The sequence below is a fragment of the Pseudomonas sp. Mn2068 genome (genome assembly GCF_049319725.1).
GTDB lineage: Bacteria > Pseudomonadota > Gammaproteobacteria > Pseudomonadales > Pseudomonadaceae > Aquipseudomonas > Aquipseudomonas gingeri.
Genome location: NZ_JBMOUG010000017.1, coordinates 35,523 through 58,471 on the forward strand (window position 1 = coordinate 35,523; position 22,949 = coordinate 58,471).

Here is a 22,949-nt window from a genome sequence, read left to right on the forward strand (position 1 = left end):
AAGAACGAGGGATGCACCATGAAGTCTGGCTTGCTACGGGCCTTGGCCGGTTGCCTGATGTTGCTGTGCGGGGGGATGGCGCTGGCGGCGGCTGCGCCCAGCGATGAGGCGCCGGCCGCCAGGGCGTTGCTGGAAAAGGCCCTGGCCTATTACCACGAGCAGGGCGACAAGGCGTTCGCCGCGTTCAGTCGCCAGGGCGAGTTCGTCGATCAGGACCGTTATGTATTCGTGGTCGACACCCGGGGGGTGATGCTGGCCAGCGGCGGCCCGTCTTCGGCGCTGATCGGGCGGGACGTGTCCGAGGTGCTCGGTGCGGATTTGCGCAAGGCTTTCAAGGACGTGCTCAAGACCCCCGAGGGCAGTGGGATCCAGGAGGCCGAGTATCGCTGGCAGAACTGGAGCGACGGCAAGGTCGAGCGCAAGCGGGTGTTTTTCCAGCGGGTCGGCGAGCGCATCCTGGCGGTCGGTTATTACCTGCCACGGGCTTCGGCTGATCAGGCCAGGGCTTTGCTGGCAAGGGCGGCGACCGATCTGGGCAAGGATCGCAAGGGCACGCTTGACGCGATCAACGGGCTGCGGGGCGGGTTCCTGCAGGATGACCTGTATGTCTTTGTCGTGGACCTGAAGAGCCATCGTTACCTGGCCCACGGTACCAACCTGCGCATGGTCAATACCGATTTCGGCAAGGTCAGGGACCCTGACGGCAAGCCGGTGGGCGAGCCGATCCTGGCGATGATGGGCAAGCAGGAGCAGGGCGAGTACGCGTATCGCTGGAAGAACCCGGTGACCGGCAAGGTCGAGGACAAGCATGCCTACTTGCGCAAGGTCGGGTCGCTTCTGGTCGCGGTCGGCTACTACAGTCCCTGACCGGGTTCATGCCATTCCCACGCGGGTGTGGGAATGGCGTGAGCCGGATCAGCCGGCCTTGTCCTCTCGTCCGCGCAGCACCCTGTTCGGCATGGCGATGGCCGCGGCCAACCCCAGCAGGGCGACGCCGGCGCTGATCAGCAGCAGATGCCGGAAGGTCAGCAGCAACTCCGCCCGCAGGGCCTCCTGTGCCGGGCCCGGGGCGGCGTTGAGGCCGTCGAGCAGGGCGTTGCCCGAACTGCCTTCGGCGATCACCGCGGTGCCGGCCAGGTGGGTCAGGCTCGAGTCCTGCAACAACGCCAGCAACAGGGCCGACATCAAGGCGACACCCACCGCCCCGCCGAGGGAGCGGAACAGGTTGGTGGTACTGGTGGCGACGCCGATATCCCGTTGCTCCACCGAGTTCTGCGTGCCCACCAGCGAGGTCGGGAACTGCAGGCCGCCGGCGATCCCGCACAGCAGCATGAGCAGGCTGCTCAAGACCACCGCCTGGGGCGCGGTGAAGGCCATGCCGACAATGGCCAGGGGCATCAGCAGCGCACCGCTGAGAATCATCGGTTTGTAGTAGCCGGTCACCGAAGTCATGCGCCCGGCGAAGTAGGCCCCCATGGGCAGGCCCATCGCCAGCGGCAACAGGTGCAGCGCCGCGCTGTCGGCCCCGGCTCCGGTCACGCTCTGGAAGCGCAGCGGCATCAGCACGGTCAGCGAAATCGCCTGGAAACTGGTGAAGAAGATCGTGCACCAGCACAGCAGGGCATTGTGGTTGAGGAACAGGTGCATCGGCAGCAGCGGTTCGGCGGTGCGCCGTTCATGCAATACGAACAGCGCCAGGGCGATCACTGCCGTGGCCAGCAGTCCCAGTACATCGCTGTCATTCCAGCGATGGCCCTGGCCGATCTGGGTGATGCCCAGCAGCAGGGCGGTCAGGCCGACGATCATCAGTAGCGTACCGAGGTAATCGATGACCGGTTTGCGCTGTGGTACCGGCAGGCCCACCAGCGTCCGGTGCGCCACCCACCAGGCACCCACTCCCAGCGGCAGGTTGATCAGGAACACCCAGCGCCACGACAGGTATTCGGTCATGTAGCCGCCGAGTACCGGCCCGGCGACGCTTGCCACCGCGTACATGCTGCTGAAATAACCCTGGTAACGACCGCGTTCGCGCGGCGGGATGATGTCGCCGATGATCGCCTGGCTGACCGAAATCATCCCGCCGGCACCGATGCCCTGGATGATTCGCGCAATCACCAGTTGTTCCATGCTCTGGGCCATGCCGCAGAACAGCGAGGCCAGGGTGAACAGACCCATGCCGAACAGCATCAGCTTGCGTCGACCGTAGAGGTCGCCCAGCTTGCCGTAGATCGGCACCGCCACCGTCATGGCGACCATGTAGCCGGAAATCACCCAGGCCAGCAGGCCGACATCCTTGAACTGGGCGGAAATGGCTGGGATCGAGACGGCGACAATGGTCTGGTCCAGGGCGCCGAGGAAGATCGCCAGCATCAGGGCGATCAATATGCTGCGAATCGCCGGCTTCGTCTGGCCGGGCTGATGAAGATTGGTCACGTTAGAACCTGCACACAGAGGTTGACCCGTGATCTGTCTTGAGCGCCGCAGTCCTCAGCAGATGCCGGGCTTGCCCGCGAAGTGCCCCTCAGGACCTCTGAACGCTTCGCGGCCAAGCCCGGCTACCACAGATAGGCATCAGTTGCGGACCGACGGTTATCGGGACAAGCACGGGAGTGCCTGCCAGTGTACTAGATAGCTTGCTATTGGATAGTCTCATAAGGGAGGCCGACGTAATTTTCCGCGATGGTCTTGCGCCCGGCTTCGGAGCCGACGAAGTAGTCCAGTTCGGTCTGTTGCAGGCGTTGGCTGAAGGCATCGCTGTCGGGAAAACGATGGAGGATCGAGGTCATCCACCAGGAAAAGCGCTCGGCTTTCCAGACCCGGCGCAGGCAGATCGACGAGTATTGCTCCAGCAGTTCGTGACGGCCCTCGCGGTAGACCTTGAGCAGGATGTCGAACAGGGTGCTGACATCGCTGGCCGCCAGGTTCAGGCCCTTGGCGCCGGTGGGCGGGACGATATGGGCGGCGTCGCCGACCAGGAACATCCGCCCGTACTGCATCGGTTCGACCACGAAGCTGCGCAGCGGCGCGATGCTCTTCTCGATGGACGGTCCGGTGATCAGGCGCTCGGCCAGGCTGGCCGGCAGGCGCGCCTTGAGTTCCTGCCAGAAGCGCGCGTCGGACCAGTCCTCGACCTTTTCCTGCGCCGGCACCTGCACGTAGTAACGGGTGCGTGTGGGCGAGCGCATGCTGCACAGGGCAAAACCGCGTTCGTGGCTGGCATACACCAGTTCTTCGCTGACCGGCGGCGTGTCGGCAAGAATGCCCAGCCAGCCGAAGGGGTAGACCCGTTCGAAGGTCTGCAGTGCGTCGGCCGGAATCGACTGTCGGGCGACCCCGTGGAAACCGTCACAGCCGGCGATGTAGTCGCAGTCCAGGCGGTGGGTCTGGCCGTCCTTCTCGAAGGTTAGCCAGGGCGCGTCGGTTTTCATGCCGTGGGGCTGGACGTTGCCGGCGCTGTAGATCGTCGGCGCCCCGGCGGCCTCGCGGGCGGCCATCAGGTCGCGGGTGACCTCGGTCTGGCCGTAGATCATCACGCTCTTGCCGCCGGTCAGGGTCTTCAGGTCGATATGCACCCGCCGGTCGTTGAAGGCGAGTTCGAAGCCGTCATGCACCAGTCCTTCGGCATCCATGCGCGCGCTGACCCCGGCCTGGCGCAACAACTCGACCATGCCCTGTTCCAGGACGCCGGCGCGGATCCGCCCGAGCACGTAGTCCGGTGCCTGGCGTTCGATGATCACCGTGTCGATCCCGGCGTTGTGCAGCAGTTGGCCGAGCAGCAGGCCGGAGGGGCCGGCACCGATAATAGCGACTTGAGTTTTCATTGTTGTTCTCTCTGCAAGCTTCACGCGGCGTGCCGGTGAGTCGGTTCTTATAAGGACTCTGGTATCGAGTGCCTGCATTTTTCGCTTGCAGTAGTGGCTTTAGAAGGTGAAAAATGCGCCTTTGCCGGTACTTTTCAACAATGCGGGCGATTATCGCCCAGGTCCGCCACGTCGATGAACAAGCCCGCCACCGCGTCGATTCCGGTCTTCAAGCTCTATGGTGAAAACCAGGACTGGATCACCCCCGACCTGCTGCACTGCGAGACCATTCCCAAGCGCAGCCGCCTGCATCACTGGGAGATCCAGCCGCACCGGCACGCCGACCTGTGCCAGTTGCTGTTCCTCAACAAGGGCCAGGCCCAGGTCGATATCGAAGGGCAACGCACCACCTTGCGCGAGTCGGCGATCCAGGTGGTGCCGCCCCTGTGTGTGCACGGCTTTCATTTTTCCGAGAACATCGATGGCTACGTGCTGACCCTGGCCGCGCCGCTGGTGGCGCAGCTTCAGCAGCAACTGGGCAGTTCGCCGGATGCCCTGGCGCTTGCCGCGAGTTATCCGGCGGGCAGGGACCGCGTCTATCTCAACCGCTTGTTCAGCGCCTTGCAGAGTGAGTACGCGGCGAACCAGCCGGCGCGGGACATGCTCCTGCGTTCGCTGGTCAGCGTATTGCTGGTATGGGTCAGCCGCCAGGTGATCCGCCGTCAGGCAGCCGGACAGCTACCCGAGCGCGGCCGGGAGTACCTGAGTCGTTTCAACGGGTTGGTGGAGGCGCATTTTCGCCAACAGCCGAGTGTCGAGCAGTTGGCTCACAAGGTCGGCATCTCCGTCGCCCACCTGAACAGTATCTGCCGGGAATGGGCGGGGCAGTCGGCGCTGCAGATTATTCACCAGCGCCTTTTGCTGGAGGCCAAGCGCAACCTGATCTACACGCGCATGACCATCAGCCAGGTCGCGGACGACCTGGGATTCGCGGACCCGGCCTATTTTTCGCGGTTCTTCCGGCGCCTGACCGGACTGTCGCCGAGTGCCTTTCGCGCCGATACCGGCCTAACGTAGCGCGCTCAGGCTGGCCGTGTGCGGCACGCAATGCTCAAGGTTGCAGGTGGAGAGGTTGCGCGGTGTCTGCCTGAGCTGCTCGACCCGCCAGGCGGCGGTGGCATACAGCGCGACAACGGCGCAGACAGCAAGAACGGCGGCACATTTTCTTGTTTTGAGGATATTCATGGTGCAGACCTCTGACTCAGTCGAACCGGGTTCGCTAGCAGGTACTGAGTTGAAGATTAGGTCAGTTGCGCCGACTTGCCAGCTTTTCGAGCGCCACCAGCGTGGACGCGCGGCGCCCCTTAGCGATCCATGAAGTCAGAGGCCCCTGTCCCAGGCCGGCGTCTCGGGAAAGCGCTGCACCAGGAAGTCCAGCATGCTGCGCAAGGTCGCCGGCATGTGCTTGCGCGAGGCGTAGACCGCATAGATGTTCATCAGCCGAGGTTCGGCGTGGGGCAGCAGGCGCACCAGTTCGCCGCGGTGGATATGCACCCCGGCCTGGTAGGTGGGCAGCATCGAGATACCGGCCCCGGCCATGACCGCGCGCAGCAGGGTGCTGGCTTCGTTCGCACTGATATTGCCCTGGACCGGCACCGAAACCTGTTCGCCATCCTGCTCGAAATGCCAGAGGCTCTTGCCGAAGTAGGAGTGCGTCAGGCAGTTGTGCTGGCTCAGTTCCTCGACCCGCCGCGGCGCCGGGTGTTCGCGCAGGTAGGCCGGTGACGCGCAGATCACCGAGCGACAGACCGTCAGCCGCCGGGCGATCAGGTTCGGGTCGAGGTCGTTGCTGGTGCGGATCGCCAGGTCGATGCGTTCGTCCACCAGGTTCACGGTGCGGTCGAGCATCTGCAGGTCGATGCTGACGCCGGGGAAGCGCCGGACGTACTCCGCCATGGCATCGGCCAACTGGGCCTGGCCGAAGGAGGTGCTGACGCTGATCCGCAGCAGGCCTCGCGGTGCTTCGTCCGGGGTACTGACGGCGGCCTGCAGGTCGCCGGACAGCTCCAGCAACTGCCGGCAACGCGGCAGGGTTTCGCTGCCCGCCGCGGTCAGGCTCAGCTTGCGCGTGGTGCGGTGCATCAGGCGCGCGCCGACCCAGTCTTCCAGTTCCGCCAGATAACGCGACACCACCGGTCGCGACAGCTCCAGGTGGTCGGCCGCCGCCGATTGGCTGCCCAGGTCCACCACCGTCACGAACACCCGCATTGCTGTAAGACGATCCATGATTTGCCCGATTTCAGAAACAAACTATGTCCCAGCATCGCATTTTTTGTATCGGATCGGGCAACTAAGCTCTGTTCACTGCCAATCACGGCAAACAGACCCTGGAGCTGTACATGATCGGACTCTCTTCATTTCGTCGCCTCTTGCTCGCTGGCGCGACCCTTGGCGTTGCGGCCCTCGGTTTTGCCGGCCAGGCGGCGGCCCAGCCGGCCCTGACCCTGGACGTCTACAACCCGGGAACGGCGGCGATTTTTCCGGTGACTTCGGTGCTGGTCAGTGGCGAGAAGGAGGCGATCCTGGTGGATGCCCAGTTCGGCAAGTCCCAGGCCGAGCAGGTGGTGGAAAAGATCCGGGCCAGCGGCAAGCAACTGACCACCATCTATATCAGTCACGGTGACCCGGACTACTACTTCGGCCTGGACACCCTCACCCGCGCGTTCCCCAAGGCCAAGGTACTGGCCTCGGCACCGACCGTGGCGCATATCAGGGCCACCGTCGACGGCAAGCTGGCGTTCTGGGGCCCGAAAATGGGTGCCGATGTTCCCGCCCGGACCGTCGTGCCGCAGGTGCTCAAGGGCCATCGACTGATCCTTGAGGGACGCGAGCTGGACATTATCGGCCTGGATGGCGCGCAGCCGGATCGCAGCTTTGTCTGGATCCCGTCGCTCAAGGCGGTGGTGGGCGGCGTGGTGGTCGCAGGCAATATCCATGTGTGGATGGCCGACACCCAGTCCGCCCAGTCCCACAAGGATTGGCTGGCTACGCTGCAACGTATCCAGGCACTGCAACCGCAGATCCTGGTACCCGGCCATTACCTCGGCGATGCAGCGCATTCCGTGGCGGCGGCGCAGTTCACGGCGGACTACATCAAGGCCTTCGACGAAGAGACCGCCAAGGCCAGGGATTCCGCCCAACTGATCGCCGCCATGAAACAGCGTTACCCGGACCTGGGCGAGGAGTCCTCCCTGGAACTCAGCGCCAAGGTCGCCAAGGGCGAAATGAAATGGTGAGTCCGTTCACCGCCTGATTGATCGTCAACAATCCACTTGGAGAGCGTCATGAGCAAGATTGCAATCATTGGTGCCACCGGTCGTGCCGGTAGCCAGTTGCTGGAAGAAGCCCTGCGTCGCGGCCACAGCGTCACCGCCATCGCCCGCAATCCGGCGAAGATCGAGGCACGCCCCGGTGTCGTCAGCAAGGCGGTCGATGCCCTCGATGCGGCTGCGCTGGAAGCAGCCGTGGCCGGTCACGATGTGGTGATCAGCGCCGCGCATTTCGCCACCCTGCCGGCCGCGGCGGTGATCGGTCCGGTGAAGAAGGCCGGAGTCAAGCGCCTGCTGGTGGTCGGTGGGGCCGGCTCGTTGTTGCTGCCCGGTGGCGGGCGGGTGATCGACAGTCCGGGTTTCCCGGCGGAATACAAGGCCGAGGCCAGTGCCGGGGCGGCCTTCCTCGAAAGCCTGCGTCAGGAAAAGGAGCTGGACTGGAGCTTCCTGTCGCCTTCGGCGGAGTTCGTCGAAGGCGAGCGCACCGGCAAATTCCGCCTGGGCAAGGATGACCTGCTGGTGAGCGCCGAAGGCCGCAGCTGGATCACCTTCGCCGACTATGCGATTGCCCTGCTGGATGAGGTCGAACAGCCTGCTCACTCGCGCCAGCGGTTCGCGGTCGGCTACTGATCGTCGCAGGACCAGGGCCTTTTCGCTGGCAAGCCGGTCTTCACAATGGGGCTGTCGGTCGTACCCGCAGACCTTGTAGGAGCCGGCTTGCTGGCGATGCAGGCACCGCGTTCCAGCAGACACCCCGCGTCAATGCCATCGCCGGCAAGCCGGCTCCCACGGGGGCTGCCAGTCACAACCTGCAGATGGGGTCAGGCCGGTTGGGCCTGGCCTTCTCCCGCCAGTCGCCGGTTCAGTTGATGACGCCAGCGCACATACAGCATGGCGCTGCAGAACACCGCCAGGCTCGCGCCCATTTCCAGTACCCCGAACAGTTGCCGGTTGGGGTCGAAGGCCGCCAGCGCGCCCTTGAGGAAATACAGGTTCACCACATAGCAGGTGAACGAATGGCCCCGCGCGCTACCCAGCAACATCCCCGGCAGCAGCGGCAACAAGGGCACCAGTTCGACCAGCAGGATCACCCACGGTCGGGCGCCGTGCAGCTCGGCAAACATCAGGTAATACACGCAAAGCAGGCCGATCAGCCCGAGAAAGCACACCAGGGCCAGCACCCGGCCGAGCCTTACCCGTGGCTCCAGCCAGTCCTGGCTGGGTAGAACCTTGGGCTTCCTAGCCACGGCCGTTCTCCAGTTTCAGCGCGGTGTTCGCCAGGCGCAGGCCGAGGGCGCGGCACAGGGCGATCTCGTGTTCGTCCAGGGCGCGCTTGCCGTCGCTGCCGGTGTGATGGCTGGCGCCGTAGGGCGTGCCGCCACCGCGGGTGTCGAGCAGGGCCGATTCGCTGTAGGGCAGGCCGGTGACCAGCATGCCGTGGTGCAGCAAGGGCAGCAGCATCGACAGCAGGGTGCTTTCCTGGCCTCCGTGCAGGCTGGAGGTCGAGGTGAAGACCGCACCTGGCTTGCCCACCAGGGCGCCGGTCAGCCAGAGGTTACTGGTGCCGTCGATGAAGTACTTCAACGGCGCGGCCATGTTGCCAAAGCGGGTCGGGCTACCGAGGGCCAGGGCCGAACAGTGCTTCAGGTCGTCGAGGCTGGCATACAGCGCGCCTTCGTCGGGAATGGCCGGGGCCACGGCCTCGCATTCGCTGGAGATCGCCGGCACGGTGCGCAGGCGCGCCTCCATGCCGGCCTGCTCGACACCCCGGGCAATCTGGCGGGCCATTTCTCGGGTGGAACCGTTGCGGCTGTAGAACAGCACCAGGACGTACGGTTCGCTCACGGCAGGATCTCCAGCACTTTTTCCGGCGGACGGCCGATGATGGCCTTGTCCCCGGCCACCAGGATCGGTCGCTCCATGAGTTTCGGATGGGCGACGATGGCGGCGATCAGTTGTGCTTCACCGAGCTGGTCGTCGGCCAGGTTCAGGCTCTTGTATTCGTCTTCGCCGCTGCGCAGCAGTTGCCGGGCGCTGAGGCCGAGCTTGTCGAGCAAGGCGCGCAATTGGGCGGCATCGAGCGGGGTTTCCAGGTAGCGCACCACGGTCGGGGCCAGGCCACGGGCTTCGAGCAGTTCCAGCGCACCGCGGGATTTCGAGCAGCGCGGGTTGTGATAAAGCGTCAGATCGGTCATGTGCGGGTCGCATCTTGCGTAAGGTGGCGGGTATTCTACCTGCCTGGCGAGCGCTCCTGAACCGTACGAGGTAAATGGTCGCAGTCGATGACTCAATTGACGGGGGATGGTGCACATGGCGAGGCGATTGGCCGCCGCATTGGCGATGATGGGCGCGCTGCTGCTGAGCGGCTGCGGCAACGATTACGGGGTTGACCAGCACGGCCAGAAGGTCGCGTCCGAGCGGCTGGACAAGCAGTGGAAAGTGGTCAACTACTGGGCTGAATGGTGCGGTCCGTGCCGTACTGAAATTCCCGAGTTGAATGCCTTGTCCGAACAGCTCAAGGGCCAGTCGGTGGGAGTGTTCGGGGTGAACTTCGATGGCTTGCAGGGCGATGACCTGGTCAAGGCCAGCGAGGCGCTGGGGATCAGGTTCACCGTACTTGCACAGGATCCGGCGGATTTCTTCGACCTGCCACGGAGCGAGGCCTTGCCGGTGACCTACATCATCGACGACAAGGGCAAGGTCCGCGAGCAACTGATGGGCGAGCAGACCGCGGCCGGTGTGCTGGAGCGGCTGAAGGCGCTCAAGGGCTGAAGGGCTGACTACGAGTCCCCGAGCCTGCCGACGGCTCCGCTCGACTGTGGCTTTCTCCAGAGCGGTCGGGCGACCAGGGCGATCATGATCACCAGTAGCGCGGCGGCGAGGCTGTTGAACACGCGCAGGTAGGTGAGGCCGATTTCGCCTTCGTCGGGTCGGCCCAACTGGGCAACCAGGATGAAGTGCGGTGTCAGAAACAGCATATAGGCCAGGTAGCTGATGTTGCGGCAGGCCAGCGTTCCGATCGAGATGGGCAGGATCAGCCACGCCATCAGCAACGGCGCGTGGACGAAATGGCCCAGCAGCATGGCGATCAACGCGCCGAGCAAGGTGCCCGCCACCCGTTCGACAGACACTTTCAAGGTGGCGGCAAAACCGGGCTGGCTGATCAGCAGCACCGTCAGGATCATCCAGTAGCCGTGATCCAGTTCACAGTAGTGCACGGTGGCCACTGCAATCGCCGTGGCCAGGGCCACACACACGCCGTGCAGAAAACCCTGTGAGCCCGGGTTGAAGTGTTGTCGCAGCGTGCTGGAAAGAACTGCGGGCAGCTCGCCCGGGACCAGCGCCTGCTCACGGGGACGCCACGACAGCAGGGTGATAGCGCTTGCCCAGAGGCTGCCGGAGAGAAAGTAACGGGCATAGCCGAGGGCATGCTCGAGGTTGTTTCCGGCAAAGGCCGTCGATACCGCGAAGGCCGTGGCAACCAGCAACGCCGGGAAGCCGATGCGCTTGCCCGCCACGCTGGCGAAGGCGCCACAGAAACCGATCAGCGCCGCGAGGACGATCATCAGTGGCGCGCAGGCGGTGCTCCAGACACCCAGACCCGAAGCGAACGCGCCCGCCAGGCCAAATACCAGGGCGAACCGGCAGCGCTTGCCCAGGGGCCCGTCGGGCAGGCTGATGTGGGTCCAGAACGCGGCGATGGCCGACCAGCCGAGCAGCGGATTGTGACAGTACGCGGCGAGGATCGCCGGGGCCGCGCATACGACCCCGCCGCGGGCGAGGTCGGCCAGAGGGATCCGGTGGGGCGATCCGGTGTCTGCCAACCGACGCAGGATCGCCGCCACTTTCGAGGTCATGGGCTGTGGCATGATGGACTCAACAGGCTGGAGCGCGGGCGAGGATGGATTCGTTGATCTGGTCGATCGACGTCACGCCGGTCAGGGTCATGGCCACGCGCATTTCCTGGGCGAAGATATCCAGCATGTTTTCCACGCCGTGTTGCCCTTCCGCCGCCAGGGCGTACACCGTCGAGCGTCCGAGCAGCACGCTTTTCGCCCCCAGGGCCAGCATCCGCACCACATCCAGCCCCGAGCGGATGCCCGAGTCGACCAGCACGCTCAGGTCGCTGCCCACGGCCTGGGCAATCGGTGGCAGGGCCCGGGCGGTGGAGAGCACGCCGTCGAGCTGCCGGCCGCCATGGTTGGAGACCACTATCCCGTCGGCGCCGAAGCTGACGGCATCCTTGGCGTCCTGCGGGTCGAGGATGCCCTTGATGATCATCGGACCCTTCCAGAATTCGCGGATCCATTCCAGGTCCTTCCAGCTGATGGACGGATCGAAGTTGTTGCCCAGCCAGCCGACGTAGTCTTCCAGGGTGGTGGCCTTGCCCAGGTAGCGGGAGATATTGCCCAGGTCGTGAGGGCGTCCGAGGACGCCGACATTGAGTGCCCAGTCCGGTTTCATCGTCGCCTGGAGGATCCGGCGGGTCGCGGCATAGGGGCCGGACATGCCCGAATGCGCATCACGATAACGTGCCCCGGGGGTCGGCATGTCCACGGTGAATACCAGGGTCTTGACGCCGGCGGCCTGCGCCCGTTCCAGGGCGTTGCGCATGAAACCACGGTCCTTGAGCACATAGAGCTGGAACCAGATGGCCTGCGGGCTTTGCGAAGCGACTTCCTCGATAGAGCACACGGAGACCGTCGACAGGCAGTAGGGGATGCCCTTGTTTGCGGCCGCCTTGGCCGCCTGGACTTCGCCACGACGGGCATACATGCCGGTCAGCCCCACCGGGCTCAGGGTGATGGGCATCGCCATCGGCTGGTCGAACAGGCTGGTCTTCAGGCTGAGGCTGTCGACGTTTTTCAGGATCCGCTGGCGCAGGCTGACGTCCGCCAGGTCCGAACCGTTTTTCCTGAGGGTATGTTCGGCGTAGGCACCGCCGTCGATGTAGTCGAAGAGAAAACGGGGCAACTTGCGGCGTGCGGCTTCGCGGTAGTCGGTGGCCGATGAAATGATCATGGGAGCAATTCCTCTGAGTGACGGGGCTGGCGTGCCTGAGCGCTGATCCGGGGGGATATCGCCGCGGGGTGGCCGACGGGGTCAGAGTAGGGAAAACCCGTGTATGATAAAAACAACTTTTTCAACTTGAATTAAGTCGCAAAGGGAATAGTCATGAACCTGCGGACATTGCGCGCATTTGTCGAAGTGGTACGTCAGGGTGGGTTTTCCCAGGCAGCGGAAGTGGTGTCGTTGACCCAGTCGACCGTCAGCAAGGCGGTCAAGACCCTGGAGGATGAGCTGGGTACGCCGTTGCTCAATCGCATCGGCCATCGCAGCGAGCTGACCGCCGCCGGGGAGATCGCCTATCGCCGGGCGCTGGTGCTGTTGGCCGAGCGCAACGACCTGATCGCCGAGCTCGACGAGCTGCGCGGGCTCAAGCGTGGGGTGTTGCGCATCGGCTTGCCGCCGGTGGGCAGCGGTGCCCTGTTCGCCGCGATGTTTGCCGCCTATCGCAGCCGTTACCCGGCTATCGACATCGAGCTGGTCGAGCATGGCAGCAAGAAGTTGAACGAATGCCTGCAGGCGGGGGAGGTCGATCTGGCGGCGTTGCTGGTGCCCATCGATGAGGAATTCGAATATCAGGAGGTGCGCTCGGAGCCGCTGATGGTCCTGATGCCTCGCAGCCATCCGCTGGCCGGGAACAAGACGGTGGACTTCGCCCAGCTGGCGCCATCGCCGTTCATTCTGTTCGAGGCCGGATTCGCCCTCAACCGGATCATTCTCACCGCCTGTGAGCGTCGCGGCGTGGTGCCGCGGATCACCGCCCGCAGTGCCCAGGTCGACTTTATCGTCGATCTGGTGGCGGCAGGGTTGGGCGTGGCGTTCCTGCCGCGCATGCTGGCGCAGAAGCATCGGCATGAAGGGATCGCGCAGATTGCGCTGGATGAGCCGCAGACCGATTGGCATATCGCCCTGGCCTGGCGCCGTAGTGCGCACCTGCCGCCGGCGGCACGCGCCTGGCTGGAGCTGGCGGAGGAAATGAAGGAGGAGTGAAAGGCCATGCGGGCGCCGTGCGTTTCAGGCCACGGCGCCTGGGCTGTGCGGTTGAAAGCGCTTCAGCCTTCTTCCGACCACAGGCGCAGGGGTTGGCCTTGCGCCGGCCAGAAACGCACCTGTTCCACCGGGGAAATATCCCAGCGCTGGACAGTTTCCAGGGCCTGCAGGAAGCGTTTTTCCTGCTCCATCAACGCTGGGGCACAGAGCTTGCGGGTGCTGCCGACCTTGCCGAAGCTCAGGGTGTCGCCGTCCAGGGTGTAGGGCGCGAACCAGTGGTTGCAGCCGCCGGTGCCGTAGGCCCGACCGTCATCGCCGAGGGTGATGGTCAGATGGCTGTTGTCGATCAGCGGACGTTCGCCGATCCACTCCAGCACGTAGCTGTGATCCTGCTGCAACTGCACACGGTCGCCGGCACAGCCCAACAGGCTGGTCGCCAGCATCCCCAGAATCACTGCTTGTTTCATTATGTTGCCTCCTGGCATTTCGGGCAGAGGTGCTTCTCGCCCTGTGTGGTCCAACCCAGCTCGGCGATGCGGGCCGTGGCTGCGGGTTTCTGGGCGGGGACGCCGAGCTTGGCATCCACCGCGAATTCGAAGTTCAGCTCTTTGGCGCAGCTGTCGCAGTTGACCTGCCACTGGTGAATCGCCAACTCACCGAACACCGGACCGCGGGCCATGGCGGTCCACTGGCCCGGCGGGTTGATCAGGTGCCGCACGGTTTCGACGGTCAGGCGCATGGACAGGTCCTTGCTGCCCTTGAGGGTGACCAGCAGCACGTCGTCGATGCGGATCGAGCCACCGTTGCCGGTGACCTGATAACGACCCGGCACCAGGGCGCGGCATTCGGTCAGGGTGTGTTGCGGGTTCATCAGGCTGTAGCGGAAATCGTGTTCGACCATGGGTCCTCCAAATATGGCCGGTATGCTAGCACGCAGATGCGAACCGGATAGCGCCGGGATGCGACCTTCGATCCGGTTCACGGCGTTTCTGTCGGCTCAGGGCTGCACCAGGTTGCGGGCGTGGCCGGATTTCCAGGCGGCGATGTTGTCCAGGGTGGTGGTGGCGATCGCCGCCAGTGCCTCGTGGGTGAGGAACGCCTGGTGGGCGGTGACGATCACGTTGGGAAAGGTCAGCAACCGTGCCAGGACATCGTCCTGCAACGGCAGGTCGGAGCGGTCCTCGAAGAACAGTTGTGCCTCTTCCTCGTAGACATCCAGGCCGAGATAGCCGAGTTGGCCCTCCTTGAGGGCGTCGATCAGCGCCGGGGTATCCACCAGGCCGCCGCGTCCGGTGTTGATCAGCATGGCGCCGGGTTGCAGGTGGGCGAGGGTGTCGCGGTTGATCAGGTGTCGGGTATGGCTGTTCAGCGGGCAATGCAGGCTGATGATCCGCGACTGGCCGAGCAACTCCGGCAGTTCCAGGTAGCTGGCGCCGAGGGCCTCGACCTCGGGATTGGGGCAGGGGTCGTACGCCAGCAGTTGGCAGCCGAACCCGGCCATGATGCGGGCGAAGGTCGCGCCGATCTGGCCGGTGCCGACCACGCCGACGGTTTTCCCCACCAGGTCGAAGCCGGTCAGACCGTGCAGGCTGAAGTCGCCCTCGCGGGTCCGGTTGTAGGCGCGGTGCAGGCGACGGTTGAGGGCGAGGATCAAGGCCACGGCATGTTCGGCCACGGCGTGGGGCGAGTAGGCCGGCACGCGCACCACGCTGAGCCCCAGGCGGCTGGCGGCGTTCAGGTCGACATGGTTGTAGCCGGCCGACCGCAGGGCGATCAGGCGGGTGCCGCCGGCAGCCAGTTGCTCCAGTACCGGGGCACTCAGGTCATCGTTGATAAAGGCGCAGACCACTTCATGTCGTTCGGCCAGTGCGGCGGTGTCCAGACTCAGGCGGGCGGGCTGGAAGTGCAGCTCGAGATCGGCCATCGGGGCGACGGCCAGGAAGCTGTCGCGATCGTAGGTCTGGCTGCTGAATAGAATTCCACGCATATCGGACTTCCTTGTTTTAAGACAGACCGGCAGTCTGGCACCGGTCTCCTGGGGGCGTGTTGTCGTGGATCAGGCGCTGACGCGGGCCTCGATGGCGAGACGTGCGATGGCCATGTCCAGTTCGTCGAGGGCCTTCTGGGCGTTGGGATCGTCCTGCTTGAGCAGGGTCTCGCTGCGTTGGCAGGCCGCGCGCAATTGCGGTACGCCACAGTAGCGGGTGGCGCCATGGAGGCGATGGACCCGCTCGATCAGCCCGTTGTTGTCATGGGCTTCACGGGCTGCGCGAATCGCTTCGCGGTCGGCATCCAGCGAGGCCAGCAGCATCGCCAGCATATCGGCGGCGAGGTCGGCCTTGCCGGCGGCCAGGCGCAGGCCTTCGTCCGGATCGAGGACCAGCAGGTCGCTGCCGCTGTTCCAGACTTCGCTGCTGCGCTCCTGGCCCTGGTTGCGCAGGGCCAGGCCGGTCCACTTCAGCACCACCTGGGCCAACTGGCGTTCGCTGATGGGTTTGGTCAGGTAGTCATCCATGCCGCTTTGCAGCAGGGCACGTTTCTCGTTGGCCATGGCATGGGCCGTGAGGGCGACGATCGGCAGCGGCGTGCTCTGCCGTTCGTTTTCCCACTGGCGAATCGCTTCGGTGGTCTGCCGGCCGTCCATGCCGGGCATCTGCACGTCCATCAGCACCAGGTCGAAACGGGCCTGTTGCACGGCATCGATCGCCGAGTAACCGCTTTCCACCGCCACGACCTCGGCTCCCATGTCTTCGAGCAGGGTCTGCACCAGCAGCAGGTTGGCCGGGTTGTCATCCACGCACAGCACCTGGGGCGCACGGCTGCTCAAGGGTTCGATGGGCTCGATGCGCATCGGCCGCGGCGTGATCAGGTCCGAGAGGGCACGGCGCAACTTGCGGGTGCAGGCCGGCTTGGCCTGGAGCTGGCTGTGGGGATTGGGCACCGACAGGTGGAACAGCGTCTGTTCGGTGGTCGGGCAGAGCACCATCACATGGCAGCCGAGGTGTTCCAGGTCCCAGATATGCTGGTTCAGGCGCTCGGGCGGCATGTCCTGGGCGGTGACCCCGAGGACCGCCAGATCGATGGCCTGCTCGGTCTGGTGCGCGCCGGTCACGCCATTGGCGAGGTTCTGCAGGGTGTTGAACGGAATCACTTCCAGCCCGCAATCCTCCAGCTGGTGCTGCAGGGCCTGGCGCGCCAGTTCGTGGTTTTCCAGCACGGCGACGCGCCGGCCGAGCAGCGGCGCGGCGGGCAGGTCTTCGATATCGTCGCGGGTCTTGGGCAGGCTCAGGCTGATCCAGAACTCGGAGCCTTCGCCCGGCGTGCTGTCCACGCCGATTTCGCCGCCCATCTGTTCGATCAGGCGCTTGGAGATCACCAGGCCCAGGCCGGTGCCGCCGGGTTGCCGCGACAGCGAGTTGTCGGCCTGGCTGAAGGCCTGGAACAGCGCCCGCACGTCCTGGCTCGACAGGCCGATGCCGGTGTCCTGCACGCTGATGCGCAATTGCACGCTGTCCTCGTGTTCTTCCTCGAGCATGGCCCGGGCGACGATGGTGCCTTCGCGGGTGAACTTGATCGCGTTGCTCACCAGGTTGGTGAGGATCTGCTTGAGTCGCAGCGGATCGCCGATCAACGACAGCGGCGTATCGCGGTAGACCAGGCTGACCAGTTCCAGCTGCTTGGCGTGGGCGGCCGGGGCGAGGATGGTCAGGGTATCCTGCAACAGGTCGCGCAGGTTGAACGGGATACTGTCGAGGACCAGCTTGCCGGCTTCGATTTTCGAGAAGTCGAGGATCTCGTTGATTATCCCCAACAGGCTGTCGGCGGATTTCTCGATGGTGCCCAGGTAGTCCAGCTGGCGCGGGGTCAGCTCGCTTTTCTGCAACAGGTGGGTGAAACCGAGGATGCCATTGAGCGGCGTACGGATTTCGTGGCTCATGTTGGCGAGGAATTCGGACTTGATCCGGCTGGCTTCCAGCGCTTCCTTGCGGGCCAGGTCCAGCTCGATGTTCTGGATCTCGATGGTCTCCAGGTTCTGCCGGACGTCCTCGGTGGCCTGGTCGATGCTGTGCTGCAATTCTTCCTGGGCGTTCTGCAGGGTTTCGGCCATGCGGTTGATGCCCGAGGCCAGTTCGTCCAGCTCCTGGCTGCCGAGGGGCGGCAGGCGGGTTTCCAGGTTGCCGTCCTTGAGCTGGGCCACGGCCAGCTTGATCTTGCTGATCGGCGTATTGATGGTGCGGCTCATGCGCACGGCCAGCAGCGCGGTGCCGAGCAGGCCCGTGGCGATCAGCAGCAGGCTGGCGAACAGGCTGCGATAGCCGCGCAGCAACATGCCATTGTGGGACAGCTCCAGCTCGACCCAACCGAGCAGCCGGTCTGCTTCGTCGGGGAGCGGTTCGCCGGCCATGTTGCGGTGCCGGCCGAAGACCGGCAGCAGGTAGCGGGTCGCGTCATTGCCGCTGCGTTGCAGCATATGGCTGCTGTTGCCGGTGGGCGGCTGGTTGAGCATGCTGGGGCCGGCATGGGCCAGCTGTTCGCGGTTGGCACCGAGGAACGATACGGCGCGTACGTCGGTCTGTTCCAGCGCCTGGGTGGCGACGCGCTCCAGTTGCTCGCTGTCATTGCGGCCCAGCGCCGGAGCCACCAGCGGGGCCAGTTGTTCGGCGATCATTTCCCCGCGTTGCAGCAACTGGGTTTGCAGGTCCGATTGTTGCAGCCAGGTGAAATAGCCGCCCAGCACCAGGGCCATCAGTGTGGTCGGCAACAGGGTGAGCAGCAGGACGCGGCCTTTGATGCCCAGGTTTTTAAGCACGCAATTCTCTCCATCAGATACGGCGTCCGGCAGACACGGCGATCTTCGATTCTTGGCGCGCGCTTCCTGCGCCCGCTCCACCTGCGCAGTGTAGGGGAGCCTCAAACCACAAGCCACAGGCCGGCACGTTAAGCTTATAGCTGAAGCGAATAACATCCGCACTTTGCGTGATATGGGCCGCAGGCGTTTGCCGGTATGATAGTCGCCCCCGCAGTCTGGATTGCGAATACGCCATGACCTTGCAGTACCCTACTATCGCCGATTGCATCGGCAACACGCCCCTGGTTCGCCTGCAACGCTTGCCCGGAGCGACCAGCAACACCCTGCTGCTCAAGCTTGAAGGGAACAATCCTGCGGGGTCCGTGAAGGATCGTCCGGCACTGTCGATGATCACCCGTGCCGAGTTGCGCGGGCAGATCCAGGCCGGCGACACGCTGATCGAAGCGACTTCGGGCAATACCGGGATCGCCCTGGCCATGGCCGCGGCGATCAAGGGCTACAGGATGATCCTGATCATGCCCGACAACTCCACCGCCGAACGCAAGGCGGCGATGACCGCCTATGGCGCCGAGCTGATCCTGGTCAGCCGCGAAGAAGGCATGGAAGGGGCCCGTGACCTGGCCGAGCGGATGCAGGCCGAAGGCCGTGGCAAGGTGCTCGACCAGTTCGCCAACGGTGACAACCCCGAGGCGCACTACACCAGCACCGGCCCGGAAATCTGGCGGCAGACCCAGGGCACCATCACTCATTTCGTCAGTTCCATGGGCACCACCGGGACCATCATGGGCGTGTCGCGCTATCTCAAGGAGCAGAGCCCGGACGTGCAGATCGTCGGCCTGCAACCGATGGAAGGCGCGTCGATTCCCGGCATCCGCCGCTGGCCCCACGAATACCTGCCGAAGATTTTCCAGGCCGAACGGGTCGACCGCATCGTCGACATGGGCCAGGAGGAAGCCGAGGACGTGATGCGTCGCCTGGCCCGCGAGGAAGGGATTTTCTGCGGTGTGTCTTCGGGCGGTGCGGTGGCGGCGATGTTGCGCCTGTCCCGGGAAGTCGAGAACGCGGTGATGGTCGCGATCATCTGTGACCGCGGCGACCGCTACCTGTCGACCGGCATCTACGACGCGCCCAACTGATGGCCAAGCATGAGAGAGGCCTGCGCTTCCAACCGAGTGGCGGCAGCCGGGCCCCGCAAGTGCCTGTGGGCAAGAAGCAACGCCTGACGATCGAGCGGCTGGCCAACGATGGCCGCGGGATCGCGTTTATCGAAGGCCGTACCTGGTTTGTCGCCGGCGCCCTCGCCGGTGAAGAGGTCGAGGCCCGTGTTCTGGGGGCCCATGGCAAGGTGGTCGAGGCTCGTACCGAACGGGTATTGCTCGCCAGCGAGCGGCGGCGCCCGGCCCCTTGCGCCCATGCGGGGCGTTGCGGTGGCTGCAGCGTGCAACATATGCCCCATGATGACCAACTGGCCCTGAAACAGCGCATGCTCGCCGAGCAGCTGTCGCGGGTGGCCGGTGTCGAGCCCGAGGCGTGGGCGGCGCCCCTGACCGGTCCGGAGTTCGGCTATCGCCGCCGGGCGCGGGTGGCGGTGCGCTGGGATGCCAAGGCGAAAAAACTCGAGGTGGGTTTCCGTGCGGCCTCCAGCCAGGACATCGTCGGTATCGACGATTGCCCGGTGCTGGTACAGGCCTTGCAGCCGATCATGAGCGGCTTGCCGGCAATGCTCCGGCGCCTGGGCAAACCCCAGGCTCTGGGGCATGTCGAGTTGTTCAGCGGTTCGGCGCTGGCGGTGTTGTTGCGGCATATGTCGCCGTTGTCGGCCGATGACCTGCAGGTCCTGCAAGGCTTTTGCGCAGAGCATGGCGCCCAGCTCTGGCTGCATGGCGAGGACGGTCCGCAGCCGGTCGATCCGACGCAGTCCCTGGGCTACCGCCTGGAAGCGTGGGACTTGGAACTGGCGTATCGGCCGGGGGATTTTGTCCAGGTCAATGCCGGGGTCAATGAAGCGATGGTGGCCCAGGCGCTCGACTGGCTGCAACCGACGGCTGGCGAGCGGGTGCTTGACCTGTTCTGCGGGCTGGGCAACTTTGCCTTGCCGCTGGCCCGTCAGGTCCGCGAAGTGGTGGCGGTGGAGGGCGTGCAGACCATGGTCGAGCGGGCCGCGGCCAATGCCGCTAGCAACAATCTGCATAACGTGGCTTTTTTTCAGGCCGATTTATCCCAGCCCCTGAGCGATGCCGGCTGGGCCAAAGCAGGCTTTTCTGCGGTACTCTTGGACCCACCACGTGACGGTGCTTTCGAGGTGGTGGGCAAGCTCGCCGCATTGGGTGCCGAACGGTTGGTGTATGTGTCGTGCAACCCGGCAACCCTGGCGCGCGACACGGTCGAATTGATCAAGCAGGGCTACCGGTTAAAACGTGCCGGGATCCTCGATATGTTTCCGCAGACCGCGCATGTCGAGGCCATGGCGTTATTTGAAGCGAGCTAGGATGCTCGTCTAGTCCGACTGGCCGCCTCCTTATTCCGACCAGCCTTGCCGGAATGCGGGGGCGATGAACGGCCAGCGATTTTGACGCATGAATCTGCGTCGTAGGGAAGGTAAGCAAGATGGTACAGGTGAGAGCACACCAGCCGATCAACACTGACGGCAGTATCAATCTCGAGGCATGGCTCGATCATACGGTCAGCGTCGACCTGGCGCTGGATCGTGAAGCCTTGAAGGAAGCCTGCGAATACGCACGGCTTGCCGAACAACAGACCAACGCGGCCCAGAACCTGTGGCCCGAAGGCGGTTCCAGTTTCAGCACCGGCCTGGAGATCGCCGAGATCCTCGCCGACCTCAAGCTCGACCAGGACTCCCTGGTCGCGGCCGTGCTGTACCGTGGCGTGCGCGAAGGGCAGATCGCCCTGCCGGCGGTCAGTCAGAAATTCGGCCCGGTGGTGGCCAAGCTGATCGACGGCGTGCTGCGCATGGCCGCGATCAGCGCCAGCCTCAGTCCGCGCCAGTCCCAGGTCCTCGGCACCCAGGTGCAGGTGGAAAACCTGCGCAAGATGCTGGTGGCGATGGTCGACGACGTGCGTGTCGCGCTGATCAAGCTGGCCGAGCGCACCTGTGCCATTCGTGCGGTCAAGAACGCCGACGACGAGAAGCGCAACCGGGTGGCCCGCGAGGTGTTCGACATCTACGCGCCGCTGGCCCATCGCCTGGGTATCGGTCATATCAAGTGGGAGCTGGAGGACCTGTCCTTCCGCTACCTGGAGCCCGACCAGTACAAGCAGATCGCCAAGTTGCTGCATGAGCGGCGACTGGATCGCGAGCGTTTCATCAGCGACGTGATGAGCCAGCTGGAAAATGAACTGCTGGCCACCGGGGTCAAGGCCGATATCAGCGGCCGGGCCAAGCACATCTATTCGATCTGGCGCAAAATGCAGCGCAAGGGCCTGGAGTTCAGCCAGATCTACGATGTGCGCGCCGTGCGTGTGCTGGTGCCGGAAATGCGCGACTGCTACACCGCGCTGGGGATCGTCCACACCCTGTGGCGGCATATCCCGAAAGAGTTCGACGACTACATCGCCAACCCCAAGGAGAACGGCTACCGCTCGTTGCACACGGCGGTGATCGGTCCGGAAGGCAAGGTGCTGGAAGTGCAGATCCGCACCCACGCCATGCACGAAGAGGCCGAGCTGGGGGTTTGCGCGCACTGGAAGTACAAGGGCACCGACGTCAAGTCCGGTTCCAATCACTACGAAGAGAAAATCTCCTGGTTGCGCCAGGTGCTGGAATGGCACGAGGAGCTGGGCGATATCGGTGGCCTGGCGGAGCAGTTGCGGGTCGATATCGAGCCGGACCGGGTCTATATCTTCACCCCGGACGGCCATGCCATCGACTTGCCCAAGGGCGCGACGCCGCTGGACTTCGCCTATCGGGTGCACACCGAGATCGGTCACAACTGCCGTGGCGCGAAGATCAACGGGCGGATCGTCCCGCTCAACTACAGCCTGCAGACCGGCGAGCAGGTGGAGATCATCACCAGCAAGCACGGCACGCCGAGCCGTGACTGGCTGAACTCGAACCTGGGGTATGTCACCACCTCCCGGGCGCGGGCGAAGATCGTCCACTGGTTCAAGCTGCAGGCCCGTGACCAGAACGTCGCCGCCGGCAAGACCCTGCTCGAACGCGAGCTGACCCGTCTTGGCCTGCCGCAGGTGGACTTCGACAAGCTGGCCGACAAGGCCAACATGAAAACCGCCGAGGATATGTTCGCCGCCCTCGGTGCCGGCGACCTGCGTCTGGCGCAACTGGTCAACCAGGCCCAGCAACTGGTCGAGCCGGAGCGCGGCAACGAACAACTGGAACTGATCCCGCGCAAGGCCACCGGCTACAAGCCCGGCAAGCGCGGCGATATCCAGATCCAGGGCGTCGGCAACCTGATGACCCAGATGGCCGGCTGCTGCCAGCCGCTGCCGGGGGATGCCATCGTCGGCTATATCACCCAGGGCCGTGGTGTGAGCATCCACCGCCAGGACTGTGCCTCGGTGCTGCAACTGAGCGGGCGCGAGCCGGAGCGGATCATCCAGGTCAGCTGGGGGCCGGTGCCGGTGTCGACCTATCCGGTGGATATCGTGATCCGTGCCTACGACCGTTCCGGTCTGCTGCGTGACGTGTCCCAGGTGCTGCTCAACGAGCGCATCAACGTGCTGGCGGTCAACACCCGCTCGAACAAGGAGGACAACACCGCGTTGATGTCCCTGACCATCGAGATTCCGGGGCTGGACGCGTTGGGGCGGTTGCTGGGGCGGATTTCCCAGTTGCCGAATATCATCGAGACCCGACGCAATCGCACCCCTTGATGATGGCGGGGGTGTAGTGGGCTTGTGTGTGGGAGGCCGAAGGGGGCCTTGAGGTCGCCAAGAGCTTCGCGGGCAAGCCCGCTCCCACCGGGCTTTGTGGGA

At 64.6% G+C, this 22,949-nt stretch carries 22 protein-coding genes; 9 read left to right on the forward strand and 13 right to left on the reverse strand.

Going from position 1 to position 22,949, the window contains the following annotated elements:
• The first annotated feature begins 18 nt into the window (after positions 1–18).
• Complete coding sequence (locus tag ACL9RJ_RS28140; protein ID WP_042936064.1) at positions 19–867, forward strand: cache domain-containing protein; 849 nt, start codon at positions 19–21, stop codon at positions 865–867.
• Positions 868–915: 48 nt separating this feature from the next.
• Here ACL9RJ_RS28140 and ACL9RJ_RS28145 read toward each other — a convergent pair whose 3' ends face one another.
• Positions 916–2,433: an MDR family MFS transporter gene (locus tag ACL9RJ_RS28145; RefSeq protein WP_017127731.1), complete on the reverse strand. Its 1,518-nt coding sequence runs from the start codon at positions 2,431–2,433 to the stop codon at positions 916–918.
• A 203-nt stretch (positions 2,434–2,636) separates the two neighbouring features.
• A complete protein-coding gene (gene pobA, locus ACL9RJ_RS28150) occupies positions 2,637–3,821 on the reverse strand; it encodes a 4-hydroxybenzoate 3-monooxygenase (protein ID WP_177085362.1) in 1,185 nt (394 codons plus the stop codon).
• 174 nt (positions 3,822–3,995) lie between these two features.
• Here pobA and ACL9RJ_RS28155 point away from each other — a divergent pair, with 174 nt between their 5' ends.
• Entirely contained in the window at positions 3,996–4,877 is an 882-nt protein-coding gene (locus ACL9RJ_RS28155) for a helix-turn-helix domain-containing protein (protein WP_017127733.1), read from the forward strand.
• Here the strand turns inward: ACL9RJ_RS28155 and ACL9RJ_RS28160 are convergent.
• Both ACL9RJ_RS28160 and ACL9RJ_RS28165 read right to left on the reverse strand, forming a co-directional pair.
• Complete coding sequence (locus ACL9RJ_RS28160) at positions 4,869–5,045, reverse strand: hypothetical protein (protein ID WP_167331649.1); 177 nt, start codon at positions 5,043–5,045, stop codon at positions 4,869–4,871. The genes ACL9RJ_RS28155 and ACL9RJ_RS28160 overlap by 9 nt on opposite strands.
• 135 nt (positions 5,046–5,180) lie before the next feature.
• Positions 5,181–6,086: a LysR family transcriptional regulator gene (locus ACL9RJ_RS28165; RefSeq protein WP_103032632.1), complete on the reverse strand. Its 906-nt coding sequence runs from the start codon at positions 6,084–6,086 to the stop codon at positions 5,181–5,183.
• A 113-nt stretch (positions 6,087–6,199) separates the two neighbouring features.
• Here ACL9RJ_RS28165 and ACL9RJ_RS28170 point away from each other — a divergent pair, with 113 nt between their 5' ends.
• The gene (locus tag ACL9RJ_RS28170) at positions 6,200–7,096 is read left to right on the forward strand and encodes an MBL fold metallo-hydrolase (RefSeq protein WP_017127735.1); all 897 of its coding nucleotides are present in this window, start codon (positions 6,200–6,202) and stop codon (positions 7,094–7,096) included.
• Between the two features lie 48 nt (positions 7,097–7,144).
• A complete protein-coding gene (locus ACL9RJ_RS28175; protein ID WP_177109048.1) occupies positions 7,145–7,759 on the forward strand; it encodes an NAD(P)-dependent oxidoreductase in 615 nt (204 codons plus the stop codon).
• Between the two features lie 191 nt (positions 7,760–7,950).
• Here ACL9RJ_RS28175 and ACL9RJ_RS28180 read toward each other — a convergent pair whose 3' ends face one another.
• From ACL9RJ_RS28180 to arsC, 3 genes are read right to left on the reverse strand one after another with little or no spacing between them, the layout of a single operon-like run.
• Entirely contained in the window at positions 7,951–8,376 is a 426-nt protein-coding gene (locus ACL9RJ_RS28180; protein ID WP_177118252.1) for a DUF2069 domain-containing protein, read from the reverse strand.
• Positions 8,369–8,974, reverse strand: coding sequence for an NAD(P)H:quinone oxidoreductase (wrbA, locus tag ACL9RJ_RS28185; RefSeq protein ID WP_017127738.1), 606 nt, complete (start codon positions 8,972–8,974; stop codon positions 8,369–8,371). Before wrbA ends, ACL9RJ_RS28180 begins: the two co-directional genes overlap by 8 nt.
• Positions 8,971–9,324, reverse strand: a complete 354-nt coding sequence (gene arsC, locus ACL9RJ_RS28190; protein ID WP_177109046.1) for an arsenate reductase (glutaredoxin) — start codon at positions 9,322–9,324, stop codon at positions 8,971–8,973. Before arsC ends, wrbA begins: the two co-directional genes overlap by 4 nt.
• Before the next feature lie 115 nt (positions 9,325–9,439).
• Between arsC and ACL9RJ_RS28195 the strand changes: the two genes are divergently transcribed.
• Positions 9,440–9,901: a TlpA family protein disulfide reductase gene (locus ACL9RJ_RS28195; RefSeq protein ID WP_042936244.1), complete on the forward strand. Its 462-nt coding sequence runs from the start codon at positions 9,440–9,442 to the stop codon at positions 9,899–9,901.
• A gap of 8 nt (positions 9,902–9,909) precedes the next feature.
• Here ACL9RJ_RS28195 and ACL9RJ_RS28200 read toward each other — a convergent pair whose 3' ends face one another.
• Positions 9,910–10,998 (reverse strand): FUSC family protein, encoded by a 1,089-nt coding sequence (locus ACL9RJ_RS28200; protein WP_177118251.1) that lies wholly within the window; start codon positions 10,996–10,998, stop codon positions 9,910–9,912.
• A 7-nt stretch (positions 10,999–11,005) separates the two neighbouring features.
• Positions 11,006–12,151: an FMN-dependent L-lactate dehydrogenase LldD gene (gene lldD, locus ACL9RJ_RS28205; protein WP_017127742.1), complete on the reverse strand. Its 1,146-nt coding sequence runs from the start codon at positions 12,149–12,151 to the stop codon at positions 11,006–11,008.
• A 153-nt stretch (positions 12,152–12,304) separates the two neighbouring features.
• Between lldD and ACL9RJ_RS28210 the strand changes: the two genes are divergently transcribed.
• On the forward strand, positions 12,305–13,186 hold the full coding sequence (locus ACL9RJ_RS28210) for a LysR family transcriptional regulator (RefSeq protein ID WP_017127743.1): 882 nt from the start codon (positions 12,305–12,307) through the stop codon (positions 13,184–13,186).
• A 62-nt stretch (positions 13,187–13,248) separates the two neighbouring features.
• Here the strand turns inward: ACL9RJ_RS28210 and ACL9RJ_RS28215 are convergent, their stop codons facing one another.
• The 4 genes from ACL9RJ_RS28215 to ACL9RJ_RS28230 all read right to left on the reverse strand — a co-directional run bounded on the left by ACL9RJ_RS28215 (position 13,249) and on the right by ACL9RJ_RS28230 (position 17,996).
• Positions 13,249–13,653 carry an META domain-containing protein gene (locus tag ACL9RJ_RS28215; RefSeq protein ID WP_017127744.1) on the reverse strand — a complete coding sequence of 135 codons (405 nt, stop codon included), beginning with the start codon at positions 13,651–13,653 and terminating at the stop codon, positions 13,249–13,251.
• Entirely contained in the window at positions 13,653–14,087 is a 435-nt protein-coding gene (locus ACL9RJ_RS28220) for a hypothetical protein (RefSeq protein ID WP_017127745.1), read from the reverse strand. Before ACL9RJ_RS28220 ends, ACL9RJ_RS28215 begins: the two co-directional genes overlap by 1 nt.
• Before the next feature lie 96 nt (positions 14,088–14,183).
• The gene (locus tag ACL9RJ_RS28225) at positions 14,184–15,173 is read right to left on the reverse strand and encodes a 2-hydroxyacid dehydrogenase (protein ID WP_017127746.1); all 990 of its coding nucleotides are present in this window, start codon (positions 15,171–15,173) and stop codon (positions 14,184–14,186) included.
• Between the two features lie 69 nt (positions 15,174–15,242).
• Positions 15,243–17,996, reverse strand: coding sequence for a response regulator (locus tag ACL9RJ_RS28230; protein ID WP_017127747.1), 2,754 nt, complete (start codon positions 17,994–17,996; stop codon positions 15,243–15,245).
• Between the two features lie 233 nt (positions 17,997–18,229).
• Between ACL9RJ_RS28230 and cysM the strand changes: the two genes are divergently transcribed.
• The 3 genes from cysM to relA all read left to right on the forward strand — a co-directional run bounded on the left by cysM (position 18,230) and on the right by relA (position 22,847).
• Complete coding sequence (gene cysM, locus ACL9RJ_RS28235) at positions 18,230–19,132, forward strand: cysteine synthase CysM (protein WP_017127748.1); 903 nt, start codon at positions 18,230–18,232, stop codon at positions 19,130–19,132.
• Positions 19,132–20,484 (forward strand): 23S rRNA (uracil(1939)-C(5))-methyltransferase RlmD, encoded by a 1,353-nt coding sequence (gene rlmD / locus ACL9RJ_RS28240; RefSeq protein WP_177118248.1) that lies wholly within the window; start codon positions 19,132–19,134, stop codon positions 20,482–20,484. The genes cysM and rlmD overlap by 1 nt, the downstream gene beginning before the upstream one ends.
• Positions 20,485–20,603: 119 nt before the next feature.
• On the forward strand, positions 20,604–22,847 hold the full coding sequence (relA, locus tag ACL9RJ_RS28245) for a GTP diphosphokinase (protein ID WP_017127750.1): 2,244 nt from the start codon (positions 20,604–20,606) through the stop codon (positions 22,845–22,847).
• Positions 22,848–22,949 lie beyond the last annotated feature (102 nt).